The following is a 13292-nucleotide window of genomic DNA, read 5'->3' as shown; positions in this document are numbered from 1 at the left end:
GAACGACCCGGCCCCCGGCGTCGAGGACGACCGGGGGCCGGGGTGCGGTGCGCGATACTGGGATTGAACCAGTGACCTCTTCCGTGTCAGGGAAGCGCTCTCCCGCTGAGCTAATCGCGCGGGACGTTCCGGCAGGCTACCAGGGCACTCCCTCTCGGGTCGCCCGGATCCACCGGGTGCTGCGTGCGCGATACTGGGATTGAACCAGTGACCTCTTCCGTGTCAGGGAAGCGCTCTCCCGCTGAGCTAATCGCGCGGGTACCCGAAGATCGGGTCCAGTGGACGATACTGGGATTGAACCAGTGACCTCTTCCGTGTCAGGGAAGCGCTCTCCCGCTGAGCTAATCGTCCATGGAGGTGGAGACGGGATTTGAACCCGTGTAGACGGCTTTGCAGGCCGTTGCCTCGCCTCTCGGCCACTCCACCAGGGCGCGGGGTGCTCTGGGAACTCCCCGCTCCTGAGCGGACGACGAGGCTCGAACTCGCGACCTCAACCTTGGCAAGGTTGCGCTCTACCAACTGAGCTACGTCCGCCTGTCGTTTCGGTCCGCTTGCGCGTCCCGGCGACGTGTTGAACTCTAGCGGATTCCCGGGGAACCTCAAAAACGCGTTTACGCAGCGTGCTGGACCGGGCCGTGCCGGGGCGCCGGGCACGGTCCCCCGCCTAGACTCGCAGCCGTGCGCACCCTTCCTCCCCTGGCCCGCTTCGGTGGCCGCCTCGCCACCGGCCTGCGCGACGTGACCAGCGACGTCGCCGCGCTGGACGGCAGCGGCTTCTGGGCCGTGTGCGCCGACTTCGAGGGGCGCACGGTGTGCGCGCGCTTCGCCGAGGTGCGACCGGCGCCGGTTCCCGCGCCGGTCCCCGGCGCCTGGCGGGGCCCCGCCCCCGGCGACTGGCTGTCCTCGCTCGACCGCGCCGCGTACACCCGGGGCGTGCGCCGGATACGCGAGCGCATAGCCGCGGGCGAGGTGTACCAGGCGAACCTGTGCCGGGTGCTGTCCGCCCCGATCGCTCCCGACGCCGACGTCGACGCCCTGACCGCGCTGCTCGCCCGGGGCAACCCCGCCCCGTACGCCGGAACGATCCGGCTCCCCGAGCACGGGGTGGAGGTCGCCACCGCCTCGCCCGAGCTCTTCCTGCGCCGGCACGGCCGCACCGTCGAGTCCGGACCGATCAAGGGCACCGGGCGCACCGAGGCCGACCTGCTGGAGAAGGACTTCGCCGAGAACGTGATGATCGTCGACCTGGTCCGCAACGACCTCGGCCGGGTCTGCACCACCGGCTCGGTCACCGTCCCGGACCTGTGCGCCGTCGAGAAGCACCCCGGGCTCGTCCACCTCGTCTCCACCGTGGGCGGTGAACTGCTGCCCGACGCGGGCTGGGGCGACCTGCTCGCCGCCGCCTTCCCCCCCGGTTCCGTCACCGGGGCGCCCAAGTCCAGCGCGCTGCGGATCATCGAGGCGTTGGAGACCGCGCCGCGCGGCCCCTACTGCGGCGGCATCGGCTGGGTCGACGCCGACCGGGGCACCGGCGAACTGGCCGTGGGCATCCGCACCTTCTGGCTCGACCGCGCCGCCGGCCTGCTGCGCTTCGGCACCGGCGCCGGCATCACCTGGGGCTCGGACCCCGAACGCGAGTGGCACGAGACCGAACTGAAGGCCGCCCGGCTGCTCGCCGTGGCCTCGGGCGACCCCGTCGCCACCGAACCGTAGAGAGGGCTCCACGTGAAACTCTGGCTCGACGGCGGACTGCGCGACGCCGCCTCCGCGCAGGTCTCCGTGTTCGACCACGGGCTGACGGTCGGCGACGGGATCTTCGAGACCATGAAGACCGTCGACGGGCGGGCCTTCGCCCTCACCCGCCACCTGGACCGCCTCGCCCGCTCCGCCCGCGGCCTCGCCCTGCCCGAGCCCGACCTCGACGAGGTGCGCCGGGCCTGCCGGGCGGTCCTGGAGGCCAACCCGACGGCGCGCGGTCGGCTGCGCGTCACCTACACCGGAGGCGTCTGCCCGCTCGGCTCCGACCGGGGGGACAATCCGCCGACCCTCGTCGTCGCCCTGGGGCCCGTCCCGCCGCCCGCCCCCACCACGGCGGTGATCACCGTGCCCTGGACCCGCAACGAGCGCGGGGCCCTGGCCGGCTTGAAGACCACCTCGTACGCGGAGAACGTGGTCGCCCTGGCCCGGGCCCGGGAACGGGGCGCCACCGAGGCGCTGTTCGCCAACACGACGGGGTCGCTGTGCGAGGGCACCGGATCCAACGTCTTCGTCGTCCTCGACGGAGAGGTCCACACCCCGCCGATCGCCTCCGGCTGCCTCGCCGGAGTCACCCGGGCCCTCGCCGTCGAGTGGACCGGGGCCCGGGAGACCGATCTGCCACTGGACGTCCTCGACCGCGCCGAGGAGATCTTCCTCACCTCGACCCTGCGGGACGTCCAGGCCGTCCACCGGGTCGACGACCGCGAACTGCCGGCGCCCGGACCCGTCACCGCCAAGGCGGTGCGGATCTTCGCCGAGCGGTCCGCGGCCGACCTGGATCCCTGAGCGCCCGGCGCGGCCGGAATCCGGATGACTGGGGCGGGGCCGGTGGGTAGACATCAGGGGGTGACCACCACCCTGCGGCCGGTCGGGCCGCTCCAGCAGCAGGCCGACGGGGGGCGTTCCCGCACCTTCCGGATCTGCGTCAACAGCCGTCCCGTCGGCGAGATCCACCTCGCCACCCACGAGGGCTTCGGCCCCCGGGTCGCCCAGGTGCGCGCACTGCACGTCGACGAGCCGGAGCGGGGCCGGGGCCGGGGCACGGTGGCCGCCCTCGCCGCCGAGGAGGTCGCCCGGGGGTGGGACTGCCAGCAGCTCCAGGCGTCCGTCCCGGCGGACGCCGCGGTGGCGCTCCGCCTCGCCCACGCCCTCGGGTACACCGAGCGCAGCCGGCACCTGACCAAGCGGCTGGACCTCGTCCCCGCGCCGCCGCCCGGCTCGACCGCGCGGCCGATGGAACCGGCCGAGTACGGTCCCTGGCGGGAGGCGGCCGGCGCCGCCTACCTCGCCGAGTGGACGGAGCGGGGAGTGCCGGAGCCCCAGGCGCGGGCCAAGGTCGCCCACGACTGGGCACGGCTGCTGCCCGAGGGGCCGGCCACCCCCGGCGCGGCGTTCGGCGTCCTGGAGCACGACGGCGCCACGGTCGGCACGATCTGGGTGACCACCTCGGCGCCGTCCGACGACGGGGCCTTCGTCCTCGACGTCGAGGTCGCACCGGAACGCCGGGGCGAGGGCCACGGCCGGACCCTGATGCGACACGCCGAACGGATCGCCCTGGACGCCGGCCACACCAGGCTCGGCCTCAACGTCTTCGCGGGCAACACCCCGGCGCTGCGGTTGTACGAGTCCCTGGGGTACCGGCCGGTCGCCCACCACCTGTACAAGCCGCTGGTGTGAGCGGGCGACCCGGCACCGCCGGCGGTTCAGTCGGCGAGGAGCCCGTCCACGATCCCCTCGACGCGTTCCCGCAGCCCCTCCTGGCTCTTGCCCCCGTCGAGGCGCCGGCCGTCGACGACGTACGTGGGGGTGCCCGTCACCCCGATCGCCTTGCCCTCGGCCTGGTCGGCGTCGACGGTCAGGATGTGCCGCCCGTCGATGAGCGCGGTGTCGAACTCCTCCGTGTCGAGGCCGAGTTCCGCGGCGACCGCGAGGAGCAGTGCCTCGCCCCGCCGGTCCAGTTCCGCGGTCCGCGCGAGGACGGCCTCGACGTACGGCCATCCCCGTCCCTGCGCGGCGGCCTCCTCCGCGGCCTGGGCCGCGGCGAAGGCGTGCGGGTGCTTGGGGAGCGGGAAGTGGCGCAGCCGCACCTCCAGCCGGTCGCCGTAGCGGGCGCGCAGCGCGCGGACGTCGTCCAGCGCGGTGTGGCAGTCGGGGCACTGGAGTTCGCACCACACGTCGAGCAGGACGGGGCGGGGCGCGGACGGGGCGGTCGAGTCGCTCATGGGGTCAGTCTCGCAGCTCAGCCCGGGCGGCCCGGGCCGGGACCTGGGGAGGAGGCGGGACCCGGAGTTCTCCCTGAGAGGTGGCCCCGGGTCGTGGCCCCGGGGCCACGACCCGGGGCAGGATGGACGGGGGGAACCGTTCCACAGATCAACTGGAGGTCGGAATGATTGCCGAGACCGTGTGTTCCGCCGTGGCCGTGGCGGGCCTGGGCATCGCGGCGGTCACCGCCTACCGCAAGCGCTTCCTCGCGGCGGCCCGCACCGCCGCGTACGCACTGGTGCCGCTCGGCCTGGTCATGACCGGAGCCGTCCAGTGGATCTCGGACCTCGTGTTCAGCCCGGCCAAGTGGGCCGGGTTCGGCGTGCTCGGGGTGGCGTGGGCGCTGTTCATGACCACCCGGCTCGTGGAGCGCCGCCGGGGCGGGGACAAGGACAAGGGAGCCGAGGACCGGCCGGCGGCCGGCAGTGGCGCCGGGCGGGACGCGGTGGCGCCGGGTGCCGCCACGCCCGCGACCGGGCGGCCCTCCCTCACCTCCCGGAAGAAGAAGTCCGCACCGGCGGCGGGCGGTGGCGACGACTTCAGCGACATCGAGGCCATCCTCAAGAAGCACGGCATCTGAGCCATCTCCCGACATTCACCAGAACCGCCGAACACGCCTCCTGCACAGGTCACCGTCCCATTACCAGGCCGTCTCAAGATGTGACACAGAATCCGGTGAACTCCCGTCCAATACGGGCGTGTTGACCGCGCCACAGCTCGGCGATGGGTCATCATCTGCGGGAGATGCTCGACACCACGCACCACGGTGCCGCCCGTTCCGACCCGCCCGTCGCACGCACGACGGACGGGGCCGGCCAGGCCCCCCTGGACAACGGCGCCACCAGGAAACACCCAACTCCCCCCGTCCACGCGATGCGCGCCGCCGCCCACCGGGCGCGGAACCGGCGCGCCCACGCCCCGGGGCGCGCCGCCACCGCGGCCTCCCCGGGCAGCGCGCCGCCGACCCCGCCCGGGGTCCGGCGCGTCCATGCCCGCCCGGCGCCCCGGAGCGAACCCGCTCGGTCACCCCGGGTGACCGATTCCCCGAAGTCGTCGTCCGCCCCGGCCGGGGCCGCGGCGACCGCTTCCGCACCAGGGGCCACACAGGCCCCAGCGGGCCCTCAGGCCCCCGGGGCCGACCCGGTCGGGGGTCAGCCCCGCACCGCGGCCGGGGCGGCGCCACAGGGCCCCTCGCCGGAGGCCCGGGGGTGTCTGTTCGCCCTCTCCCAACCCCCGCTCATGATCTTCCTCACGGTGATCGGCACCCTGCTGATGATGGGGGCGGTCCACGACCTGTTCCTGCTGGGCCGCTGACCGCCTCCGGGGCCGTGCCCCCGTCGCACCCCGCACGCGGACGGCGTCACCGCGCGTTACGCCGCGCGGTGACGCCGTCCGTGCGGATCCACCCGGCACTGCCGGGCCCGCGCCGTCTCCCCGAGTCGGACGGCGGCGGGCTCGTTCGGGTGGCTCCGTCCTGCGCTCCCTCGTGTCGTGTCGGTCCGGAGGTCCTAGCTCTCGGCCAGGATGTGGGACAGCTCGGTGTCGAGATCGAAGTGCCGGTGCTCCGTACCCGGGGGTACGGCGGCGTCCGTCCGCTTGAGGAACGATTCCAGCGCCCGCGCCGGGGCTTCGAGCAGGGCCTCGCCCTCGGGGGAGCTCAGAGCGATGCAGACCACGCCCTGACCGTGGCTCCGGGACGGCCAGACACGGACGTCTCCGGTGCCGGTGGGCCGGTGCAGGCCCTCGGCGAGGAGGTCGCGGGCGAAAACCCACTCGACGGTCTCCTCGGCTCCGGTGTGAAAGGTGGCGTGCACGGCGTAGGGATCGGCCGTGTCATACCGCAGTCCCGCGGGAACAGGCAGTGAGGACTCGCTCGACACAACGAGGCGCAGGTGCAGCTCGCAGCTGACCGTGGTGTTCATAAGCGCCATGGCCTTTCGCTCAGTGTGCGCTCGGGGATTCGCACGTCGGCGAAATCGACATGCCACCTACGGTGCCGTTGTAAACCCCTCTGAGCGTTTTGCGTGTCTTTAGGTACCCCGTACGGCGGAGTCATTGTTGGTACCACGGGACCATTCCGGTGACCAGAATCCTTCAGGTACGTTTGTCCACATGAATACGGGGAGTGACGGAATGGGGAAGGCGGCCTTGGCGGTCGACGAAGCAGACGACGAGCAGCCGGAGCGCCCGCTGGGTTCGCGGGCTCCGGAGTACATCCAGCGGCGCAGGGTGCTGCACCTGAGCTGGCAGGTCGGCGTGTTCGTGGTGGGTCTCGCCGTGGTCGGCGCGGGCGTCGCGATGCTGGTGCTGCCCGGCCCCGGGTGGTTGGTGATCTTCGCCGGCATGGCGATCTGGGGGACCGAGTTCGTCTGGGCGCAACTGGTGCTCCGCTGGACGAAACGCAAGGTCACCGAGGCGGCACAGCGTGCCCTCGATCCCAAGGTGCGACGCCGGAACATGATCCTCACGGCGCTGGGTCTGACCATCGTGGGTGTCCTGTCGGCCGTCTATCTGTGGCAGTACGGGCTGACCCTGCCGTGGAAGGTCGGCGAGTGAGGCGGCCGGCGCGTCAACGGGCCGTCGCGACGGCCCGGCGGGCGGTGGTCGGGGCACCAGCTGACATGGGGTAATGTTCTCCGTGTGCCCGGGCGATTAGCTCAGTGGGAGAGCGCTTCGTTCACACCGAAGAGGTCACTGGTTCGAACCCAGTATCGCCCACCCCGGACCGTGACCCGGAGGCCCAAAGCCTCCGGGTCACGGGCTTTTTGGCGTGTTTCTTCCCCGGCGGCGGCCCCGTTGAATTCGGCGTTCACGCTTTCGGTGAATTCCCTTCGGGAACTCCGTTCGTTCGCCGGGATTCTGACCGGGGATCAGTTCGCCCCCGCCTCGCGGCCCGTGGCCCCGACGCGCCGCGCGCCCGCCGCGGAGGGGGCCTCCCGGCGGGCACACTGCCTCCATGGACTGGTGCCGTTACCGCTTCCACAGCCGTTGGGACCTGCCCGGGCCGCCCGCGGCAGTCCTCGCCGTCCTGCAACGGGCCGAGGAGTACCCCCGCTGGTGGCGCCAGGTCCGCGCGGTGGTTCCCGCTCCCGACGGGCGCACTGGTGAGGCGCGGTTCCGCTCCCTCCTCCCCTACACGCTGACCGTCACCGTGTCCCAGGCCCCCGGCCCGCCGGCCCCCGGGGTCCTGGAGGTCGACCTGGGGGGTGACCTGGAGGGCTGGGCCCGGTGGACCCTGGTGGCCCGGGGGGCCGGCACCCGGGTGCTGTTCGACCAGGTGGTCGACGTGCGGCGGCCCGCGATGCGCCGGCTGGCGGTGCCGGGGCGCCCCTTCTTCCGGCTGAACCACCGCTGGATGATGCGCGGCGGAGGGCGCGGCCTCCGCGCCCTGCTGGCCGCCGAGCGGGGTCCGGGGCGCCGGTCCGGGGGCGAGCGCGGAACGGTTTGAACGAACCGACCGGGGACCTGTATGGTTCAGTCCGTTCCCGGGCGATTAGCTCAGTGGGAGAGCGCTTCGTTCACACCGAAGAGGTCACTGGTTCGAACCCAGTATCGCCCACCCGGAGAGGACCGGTCCGCCGTTCGGCGGGCCGGTCCTTCGCGTTGCCCGCAGGTTCGGGCCGGTGGCGTCACACCGCGGTCGGGAGCTCCGGACGCAGTGGCCAGGCCGGGTCCACCGCCTCCTCGGTCCCCGTGCGGGCGTACCAGGTGTGGAGGCCGCGGGCCTGCGCGGCGTGCCAGACCGCTTGCAGCGTGTGCAGCTCGGCCGGGGTGAGCCGGTCGAGGCGGGACGCGAACCGGCGGCCCAGTGCGCGCACCACCTCCAGTGCGGCCAGCGCGTCCGTCGCCGCCTCGTGGGCCGGGACCGGTTCCACGTCGTAGTGGGCGCAGAGGTCGGTCAGGGTCCGGTCGCCCTTGCGGTAGCGGTCGAAGTGCCGGTCCAACACCCAGGGGTCGAGGACCCGCAGGGGGGCGGTCTCCAGGTACTGCCCGAGCGGGGTCGCCCGGTGCCGCCGCACCTCGCGGTCCAACAGCGTCAGGGCGAACGGCGCGTTCATCACCACCACCGGACGGCCCGCCGCCCCCTGCTCGCCGAGGGCCCGGGCGATCTCCTCCACCACGGGCGAGGGCCAGCGCCCGGTCAGCGCCACCTGCTCGTCGGTCAGGCCGTGCACCGCCGTCGCCCGGGCGGGTATCGGCACCCCCGGGTTCACCAGCCAGCGGGTCACCCGGGGGCGTCCGCCGGGCGCGTCCTGGCAGACCACGGCGGCCGAGACGATCCGGTCGGACTCGACGTCCGGACCGGTGGTCTCGGTGCCGAAGGCGGTCAGCGGGCCTTCGTACCAGAGCATCATGTCACCCAACTCCTCCGTCGCCCCCGGCAGTTGAACTCGCCCTGCTTGCCCGGGTGATACCCGGGCGGGCCGGGAGCACACCCGGGCCCGGCAAGGTCCGCCACGGATACGGAAGTTCGACGACGGACCGGGACCACCGGGGGCGCAGCGGACGCGCCCCGGCGCACCCCGCCCACCCGCGGGCGCCCCGGGACCCGGCGGGGGCCGGACCGCCGGGGCGTGCGCGGAGCGTCGCGGGCGGTAGCCGTTTCGCGAGGGGCGGCCCCGGCTCGGTACGATCCGGGGAGCGCCTCCCATCGACCGGAGCGCCCCACCTTCAGGCAGGAGAGACCGGTGTCAGACGTCCGTGTGATCATCCAACGCGATTCCGAGCGGGAAGAGCGCACGGTGACGACGGGCACCACCGCTGCCGAGCTCTTCCCGGGCGAGCGCGCGGTGGTCGCGGCCCGGGTGGACGGCGAGCTGAAGGACCTGGCGTACGCGGTGCGGGACGGCGAGTCCGTCGAGCCCGTCGACATCGCCTCCGAGGACGGCCTGGACATCCTGCGCCACTCCACCGCGCACGTCATGGCCCAGGCCGTGCAGGAGCTCTTCCCCGAGGCGAAGCTCGGCATCGGCCCGCCGGTGCGGGACGGCTTCTACTACGACTTCGACGTCGAGAAGCCGTTCACCCCCGAGGACCTCAAGGCCATCGAGAAGAAGATGCAGGAGATCCAGAAGCGGGGCCAGCGCTTCTCCCGCCGGGTGGTCAGCGACGAGGCGGCCCGCGAGGAGCTGGCGGACGAACCGTACAAGCTGGAGCTCATCGGTCTGAAGGGCGCGGCCTCCCACGAGGACGGTGCGGACGTCGAGGTCGGCGCCGGCGAGCTGACGATCTACGACAACCTGGACGCCAAGACCGGCGACCTGTGCTGGAAGGACCTCTGCCGGGGCCCCCACCTGCCCACCACCCGGAACATCCCCGCGTTCAAGCTGATGCGCAACGCCGCCGCGTACTGGCGCGGCAGCGAGAAGAACCCGATGCTCCAGCGCATCTACGGCACCGCTTGGCCGTCCAAGGAGGAGCTCAAGGCACACCTCGACTTCCTCGCCGAGGCCGAGAAGCGTGACCACCGCAAGCTCGGCAACGAGCTGGACCTCTTCTCGATCCCCGAGCAGATCGGCTCCGGCCTCGCCGTCTTCCACCCCAAGGGCGGCATCGTCCGCCGGGTCATGGAGGACTACTCCCGGCGCCGCCACGAGGAGGAGGGGTACGAGTTCGTCTACACCCCGCACGCCACCAAGGGGAAGCTCTTCGAGACCTCCGGGCACCTCGACTGGTACGCCGACGGCATGTACCCGCCCATGCAGCTCGACGAGGGCGTGGACTACTACCTGAAGCCCATGAACTGCCCGATGCACAACCTGATCTTCGACGCGCGCGGGCGCTCCTACCGCGAGCTGCCGCTGCGCCTGTTCGAGTTCGGGACCGTGTACCGCTACGAGAAGTCCGGCGTGGTGCACGGTCTCACCCGGGCCCGCGGCTTCACCCAGGACGACGCGCACATCTACTGCACCAAGGAGCAGATGGCGGACGAGCTGGACTCGACCCTGACCTTCGTGCTGGGCCTGCTGCGCGACTACGGGCTCACCGACTTCTACCTGGAGCTCTCCACCAAGGACCCGGAGAAGTACGTCGGCTCCGACGAGGTGTGGGAGGAGGCCACCGAGACGCTGCGCAAGGTGGCGGAGAAGCAGGGGCTGCCGCTGGTCCCCGACCCGGGCGGCGCCGCCTTCTACGGGCCCAAGATCTCGGTACAGGCCAAGGACGCCATCGGCCGCACCTGGCAGATGTCGACGGTGCAGCTCGACTTCAACCTGCCCGAGCGCTTCGACCTGGAGTACACCGGCCCCGACGGGTCCAAGCAGCGTCCGGTCATGATCCACCGGGCCCTGTTCGGCTCGATCGAACGGTTCTTCGCGGTGCTCCTGGAGCACTACGCGGGCGCCTTCCCGGCGTGGCTCGCGCCCGTGCAGGCCACCGGCATCCCGATCGGGGACGCACACGTGCCGTACCTGGAGGACTTCGCCCGGCAGGCCCGTCGCCGGGGGCTGCGCGTGGAGGTCGACTCCTCCTCGGACCGGATGCAGAAGAAGATCCGCAACGCGCAGCGGCAGAAGGTGCCGTTCATGATCATCGCGGGCGACGAGGACATGGCCAACGGTGCGGTGTCCTTCCGCTACCGCGACGGCTCGCAGGAGAACGGCATCCCGGTGGCCGACGCCCTGGCCAAGATCGAACAGGTCGTCGCGGACCGCACCCAGGTCTGATCGACGTCCGGCCCACGGCCCCCGGGAGGATCGCCCTCCCGGGGGTCTTATGCTGCACAGCATGACGACGAGTGAGCCGGAGCAGCAGATCGGAGTGGGCGTCCCCGACGCGTTCCAGCGGCTGTGGACCCCCCACCGGATGGCGTACATCCAGGGAGAGAACAAGCCGACCGGCCCCGGAGTGGACGACGGTTGTCCGTTCTGCACCATCCCGACGAAATCGGACGAGGACGGGCTGGTCATCGCCCGGGGCGAACTGGTCTACGCGGTGCTGAACCTGTACCCGTACACCGGCGGCCACGCGATGGCCGTGCCCTACCGGCACGTCGCCGACTACACCGAGTTGGACCGGGGCGAGACGCTGGAGCTCGCGGACTTCACCCAGCGGCTGATGACGGCCCTGAGGGCGGCCTCCGGGGCGCACGGCTTCAACATCGGCATGAACCAGGGGACCGTGGCCGGTGCGGGCATCGCCGCCCACCTGCACCAGCACGTGGTGCCCCGCTGGGGCGGCGACACCAACTTCATGCCCGTCGTCGGTCACACCAAGGTGATGCCCCAACTCCTTGCCGACACCCGGGCCCTCCTGGCGGACGCCTGGCCCGCCTGAGCCGGCCCGGCCGCCGTTCCCCGTGCACCGGGGAACGGTCCGGCCCGGGGTCAGGCGTCGTAGAGGTCGGCCTTGCGCGGAGCGGCGTCCTGCACGGCACCGGAGAGCGAGGACGAGCGGGACCCGAACGAAGTGGTGTCGACGCCGTTCTCCTCCAGGACCTTCAACGCCGCCTTGTGCACCACCCGCAGCACCGGGGTGGCCGCGCGCAGCGCGTCGTCCGCCATGAAGCGGTGCCGCCACGGCGCCGCCGCCCAGGCGTGCCGCAGTCCGAAGGGCTCCGGAAGCGACAGCTTGCCGCCGAGCCAGTCCAGCAGCGGCGGGTACCAGGTGAACGGGGCCCGTACGGCCAACCGCACCACCTCGTCCGACTCGATCAACGGCAGGGTCACCGTCCGGCTCTCCCAGAACCTGATCGCCTTCGACACGGACTTCGTCCGCGGTGACGACTTGGTGGTGAACAGCCCGTGCACCGGTCCCAGGGCGTACCCGGTGACCTCGATGCGCAGGGTCTCGTGGAGCACGGTCACGGTGATCATCATCGTGATCACCAACTGGCCGTCCCAGAGCACGAACTGCACGCCCAGGTAGTGCCGGTCACCGCTGCCGAACTGCTGCTCGTTGCAGATCCGCTGTATCTCGTGCTGCTTGATCTGGTACGCGTCCACGTCCGAACCGCTGGGCCGGGACACGCCCTTGGCGCCCTCGCCGACCGGGGTCACGATCCAGTGGCGTATGGACGGGGTCGGGAAGCCGCCGGTGTGCAGGGGACCGCGGGTCAGCATCTTCAGCTGGTCGTGGATCGCCCGGATGACGTCCCAGCTGCGGAAGGGATGGATCTCCTTGCCCGGCTCGCGGGACACCAACTCCTCCGCGAGCTGCCAACTGCCCCAACGGGTGCCCATGCCGAGGATGCCCTTGGGCCCCGCGTAGAAGATGGAATTGGACTGCTGCTCGGCGCCGAGCCTGGCCAACCCCTGCCGCAGCGCCTCGGCCGCGCCCTGGCCCGGGTGGGTGGGCACCGACTCGGGGACCTTCGCCCCGACCCCGCCCCCGGACAGCAGACCGTCCCAGCGGGCGCGCAGGTCGTGCGCCGTGCGCTCGCAGATCCGCTTGGCCCACACCCAGCCGATGACCGGGACCACGATCGCGGCCCGCGCGTACCAGGGCCAGAAGCCGGTGAACGGCAGCCGCAGCAGCAGGAGGGCGGCGAACAGGCACACCCCGACCAGCAGGGCGGTGCTCAGGGTCGAGGCCCGCTTGTCGCCGGCCCCGTTGGCCCACTTGCGCAGTTGGAACACCAACAGCCAGCCGAGCAGGCCTGGCAGGAACACCAGCCCGCACAGCGCCATGATCGCGGTCAGCCAACTGTCGCGGTGCTTGCGGATGCGGCTCGCCGCGAGGGCGTGCTCCACCACCGACTGCGGATCGATCCCGAAGGACTGGATGAGCGGTGCGCGCCCACCACCGAGCATCCGCACCTGGATCGCCCGGGAGAACGCCTCACCGAGGTTCGGGGTGAACAGGGTGGCCCACTTGCGGCCCCCGCTGATGCCGGACTGGTACCAGTCGTTATCGGCCTGTTTGATGTCCTCCAACGGGCCGTCCCGGTACGCGGCCGAGGCGAGCGCCGTGGTGGCCGCGGTCTGCCCCGACGAGCCCGAGAGCGGAACCTGAGCCCCCGGAGTGAAATCGAAACCCTCCGCCACCGCGGAACCCCCTCCTTCGCCGCGTTGTCGCTGCTGCGGCTTCCCGACTTGCCTACCCCGCACGCCTGTTGATCAGACCGACGAGCGGAGCGGGCGTCCCGTCCGTCGCGGTCGCGGCAGGTGACGCACACCGCGACCCGATCAGGACTCAGCGTATCCGCCGGGGTGCGCATCCGTCAGGGGACGGGAAAAGGCCACCCGGTGCGGGGAGCGGCCGGCTGTACCGACGCGCCCCGGCCCGCGCCGGCGCATGCTCACGGACGCCCAGCTCGGACCCCGTTCCGCACG

Annotated in this window: 13 protein-coding genes and 7 tRNA genes; 11 read left to right on the top strand and 9 right to left on the bottom strand. The window is 72.2% G+C overall.

What is annotated here, in order from left to right:
• Positions 1-48: 48 nt before the first annotated feature.
• From ACSMX9_RS03150 to ACSMX9_RS03130, 5 genes are all read right to left on the bottom strand, one after another.
• Positions 49-120: transfer RNA gene (locus ACSMX9_RS03150), tRNA-Val, on the bottom strand.
• Between the two features lie 64 nt (positions 121-184).
• Positions 185-256, bottom strand: a tRNA-Val gene (locus tag ACSMX9_RS03145).
• 23 nt (positions 257-279) lie between these two features.
• A tRNA-Val gene (locus ACSMX9_RS03140) sits at positions 280-351 on the bottom strand.
• A 1-nt stretch (position 352) separates the two neighbouring features.
• Positions 353-426, bottom strand: a tRNA-Cys gene (locus ACSMX9_RS03135).
• Between the two features lie 35 nt (positions 427-461).
• Positions 462-534: transfer RNA gene (locus ACSMX9_RS03130), tRNA-Gly, on the bottom strand.
• Positions 535-678: 144 nt separating this feature from the next.
• On the opposite strand from ACSMX9_RS03130, the gene ACSMX9_RS03125 reads away from it, so the two are divergent.
• Genes ACSMX9_RS03125 through ACSMX9_RS03115 form a run of 3 tightly spaced genes read left to right on the top strand, consistent with a single transcriptional unit; the run spans position 679 to position 3435 of the window.
• Complete coding sequence (locus ACSMX9_RS03125) at positions 679-1713, top strand: chorismate-binding protein (RefSeq protein WP_445399774.1); 1035 nt, start codon at positions 679-681, stop codon at positions 1711-1713.
• A gap of 12 nt (positions 1714-1725) precedes the next feature.
• Entirely contained in the window at positions 1726-2544 is an 819-nt protein-coding gene (locus ACSMX9_RS03120) for an aminotransferase class IV (protein WP_445399772.1), read from the top strand.
• Positions 2545-2604: 60 nt separating this feature from the next.
• Positions 2605-3435, top strand: coding sequence for a GNAT family N-acetyltransferase (locus ACSMX9_RS03115; protein ID WP_445399770.1), 831 nt, complete (start codon positions 2605-2607; stop codon positions 3433-3435).
• Positions 3436-3461: 26 nt separating this feature from the next.
• Here ACSMX9_RS03115 and ACSMX9_RS03110 read toward each other — a convergent pair whose 3' ends face one another.
• Positions 3462-3980 carry a DsbA family protein gene (locus tag ACSMX9_RS03110; protein ID WP_445399768.1) on the bottom strand — a complete coding sequence of 173 codons (519 nt, stop codon included), beginning with the start codon at positions 3978-3980 and terminating at the stop codon, positions 3462-3464.
• Positions 3981-4144: 164 nt separating this feature from the next.
• On the opposite strand from ACSMX9_RS03110, the gene ACSMX9_RS03105 reads away from it, so the two are divergent.
• Both ACSMX9_RS03105 and ACSMX9_RS03100 read left to right on the top strand, forming a co-directional pair.
• On the top strand, positions 4145-4600 hold the full coding sequence (locus tag ACSMX9_RS03105) for a hypothetical protein (protein WP_445399766.1): 456 nt from the start codon (positions 4145-4147) through the stop codon (positions 4598-4600).
• 452 nt (positions 4601-5052) lie between these two features.
• Entirely contained in the window at positions 5053-5334 is a 282-nt protein-coding gene (locus ACSMX9_RS03100) for a hypothetical protein (RefSeq protein ID WP_445403143.1), read from the top strand.
• A 194-nt stretch (positions 5335-5528) separates the two neighbouring features.
• Here the strand turns inward: ACSMX9_RS03100 and ACSMX9_RS03095 are convergent, their stop codons facing one another.
• A complete protein-coding gene (locus ACSMX9_RS03095) occupies positions 5529-5942 on the bottom strand; it encodes an SsgA family sporulation/cell division regulator (RefSeq protein WP_003959770.1) in 414 nt (137 codons plus the stop codon).
• A 190-nt stretch (positions 5943-6132) separates the two neighbouring features.
• Here ACSMX9_RS03095 and ACSMX9_RS03090 point away from each other — a divergent pair, with 190 nt between their 5' ends.
• From ACSMX9_RS03090 to ACSMX9_RS03075, 4 genes are all read left to right on the top strand, one after another.
• Positions 6133-6576 carry a TIGR02611 family protein gene (locus ACSMX9_RS03090; protein ID WP_445399764.1) on the top strand — a complete coding sequence of 148 codons (444 nt, stop codon included), beginning with the start codon at positions 6133-6135 and terminating at the stop codon, positions 6574-6576.
• Positions 6577-6666: 90 nt separating this feature from the next.
• Positions 6667-6738, top strand: a tRNA-Val gene (locus tag ACSMX9_RS03085).
• 238 nt (positions 6739-6976) lie between these two features.
• Positions 6977-7468, top strand: coding sequence for an SRPBCC family protein (locus ACSMX9_RS03080; RefSeq protein WP_445399762.1), 492 nt, complete (start codon positions 6977-6979; stop codon positions 7466-7468).
• Positions 7469-7507: 39 nt separating this feature from the next.
• Positions 7508-7579, top strand: a tRNA-Val gene (locus tag ACSMX9_RS03075).
• Positions 7580-7649: 70 nt separating this feature from the next.
• Here the strand turns inward: ACSMX9_RS03075 and ACSMX9_RS03070 are convergent.
• Positions 7650-8375, bottom strand: coding sequence for a 3'-5' exonuclease (locus ACSMX9_RS03070; RefSeq protein ID WP_445399760.1), 726 nt, complete (start codon positions 8373-8375; stop codon positions 7650-7652).
• Between the two features lie 333 nt (positions 8376-8708).
• Between ACSMX9_RS03070 and thrS the strand changes: the two genes are divergently transcribed.
• Together thrS and ACSMX9_RS03060 are read left to right on the top strand one after the other, a co-directional pair.
• A complete protein-coding gene (gene thrS / locus ACSMX9_RS03065; RefSeq protein WP_351240467.1) occupies positions 8709-10685 on the top strand; it encodes a threonine--tRNA ligase in 1977 nt (658 codons plus the stop codon).
• Between the two features lie 49 nt (positions 10686-10734).
• The gene (locus ACSMX9_RS03060) at positions 10735-11295 is read left to right on the top strand and encodes an HIT family protein (RefSeq protein ID WP_445399758.1); all 561 of its coding nucleotides are present in this window, start codon (positions 10735-10737) and stop codon (positions 11293-11295) included.
• Between the two features lie 50 nt (positions 11296-11345).
• On the opposite strand, the gene ACSMX9_RS03055 is transcribed toward ACSMX9_RS03060, so the two are convergent.
• On the bottom strand, positions 11346-13004 hold the full coding sequence (locus ACSMX9_RS03055) for a hypothetical protein (RefSeq protein ID WP_445399756.1): 1659 nt from the start codon (positions 13002-13004) through the stop codon (positions 11346-11348).
• Positions 13005-13292: the final 288 nt, after the last annotated feature.

This window comes from Streptomyces sp. LE64, from assembly GCF_052606915.1.
This window is presented reverse-complemented; position numbering and strand designations above follow the sequence as displayed.

Excerpts from the sequence above, each read along its gene's own strand:
- ACSMX9_RS03110 (WP_445399768.1), bottom strand. The coding sequence starts at position 3,980 with ATGAGCGACTCGACCGCCCCGTCCGCGCCCCGCCCCGTCCTGCTCGAC.
- ACSMX9_RS03105 (WP_445399766.1), top strand. The coding sequence starts at position 4,145 with ATGATTGCCGAGACCGTGTGTTCCGCCGTGGCCGTGGCGGGCCTGGGC.
- ACSMX9_RS03095 (WP_003959770.1), bottom strand. The coding sequence starts at position 5,942 with ATGAACACCACGGTCAGCTGCGAGCTGCACCTGCGCCTCGTTGTGTCG.
- ACSMX9_RS03090 (WP_445399764.1), top strand. The coding sequence starts at position 6,133 with ATGAATACGGGGAGTGACGGAATGGGGAAGGCGGCCTTGGCGGTCGAC.
- ACSMX9_RS03080 (WP_445399762.1), top strand. The coding sequence starts at position 6,977 with ATGGACTGGTGCCGTTACCGCTTCCACAGCCGTTGGGACCTGCCCGGG.
- ACSMX9_RS03070 (WP_445399760.1), bottom strand. The coding sequence starts at position 8,375 with ATGATGCTCTGGTACGAAGGCCCGCTGACCGCCTTCGGCACCGAGACC.
- ACSMX9_RS03060 (WP_445399758.1), top strand. The coding sequence starts at position 10,735 with ATGCTGCACAGCATGACGACGAGTGAGCCGGAGCAGCAGATCGGAGTG.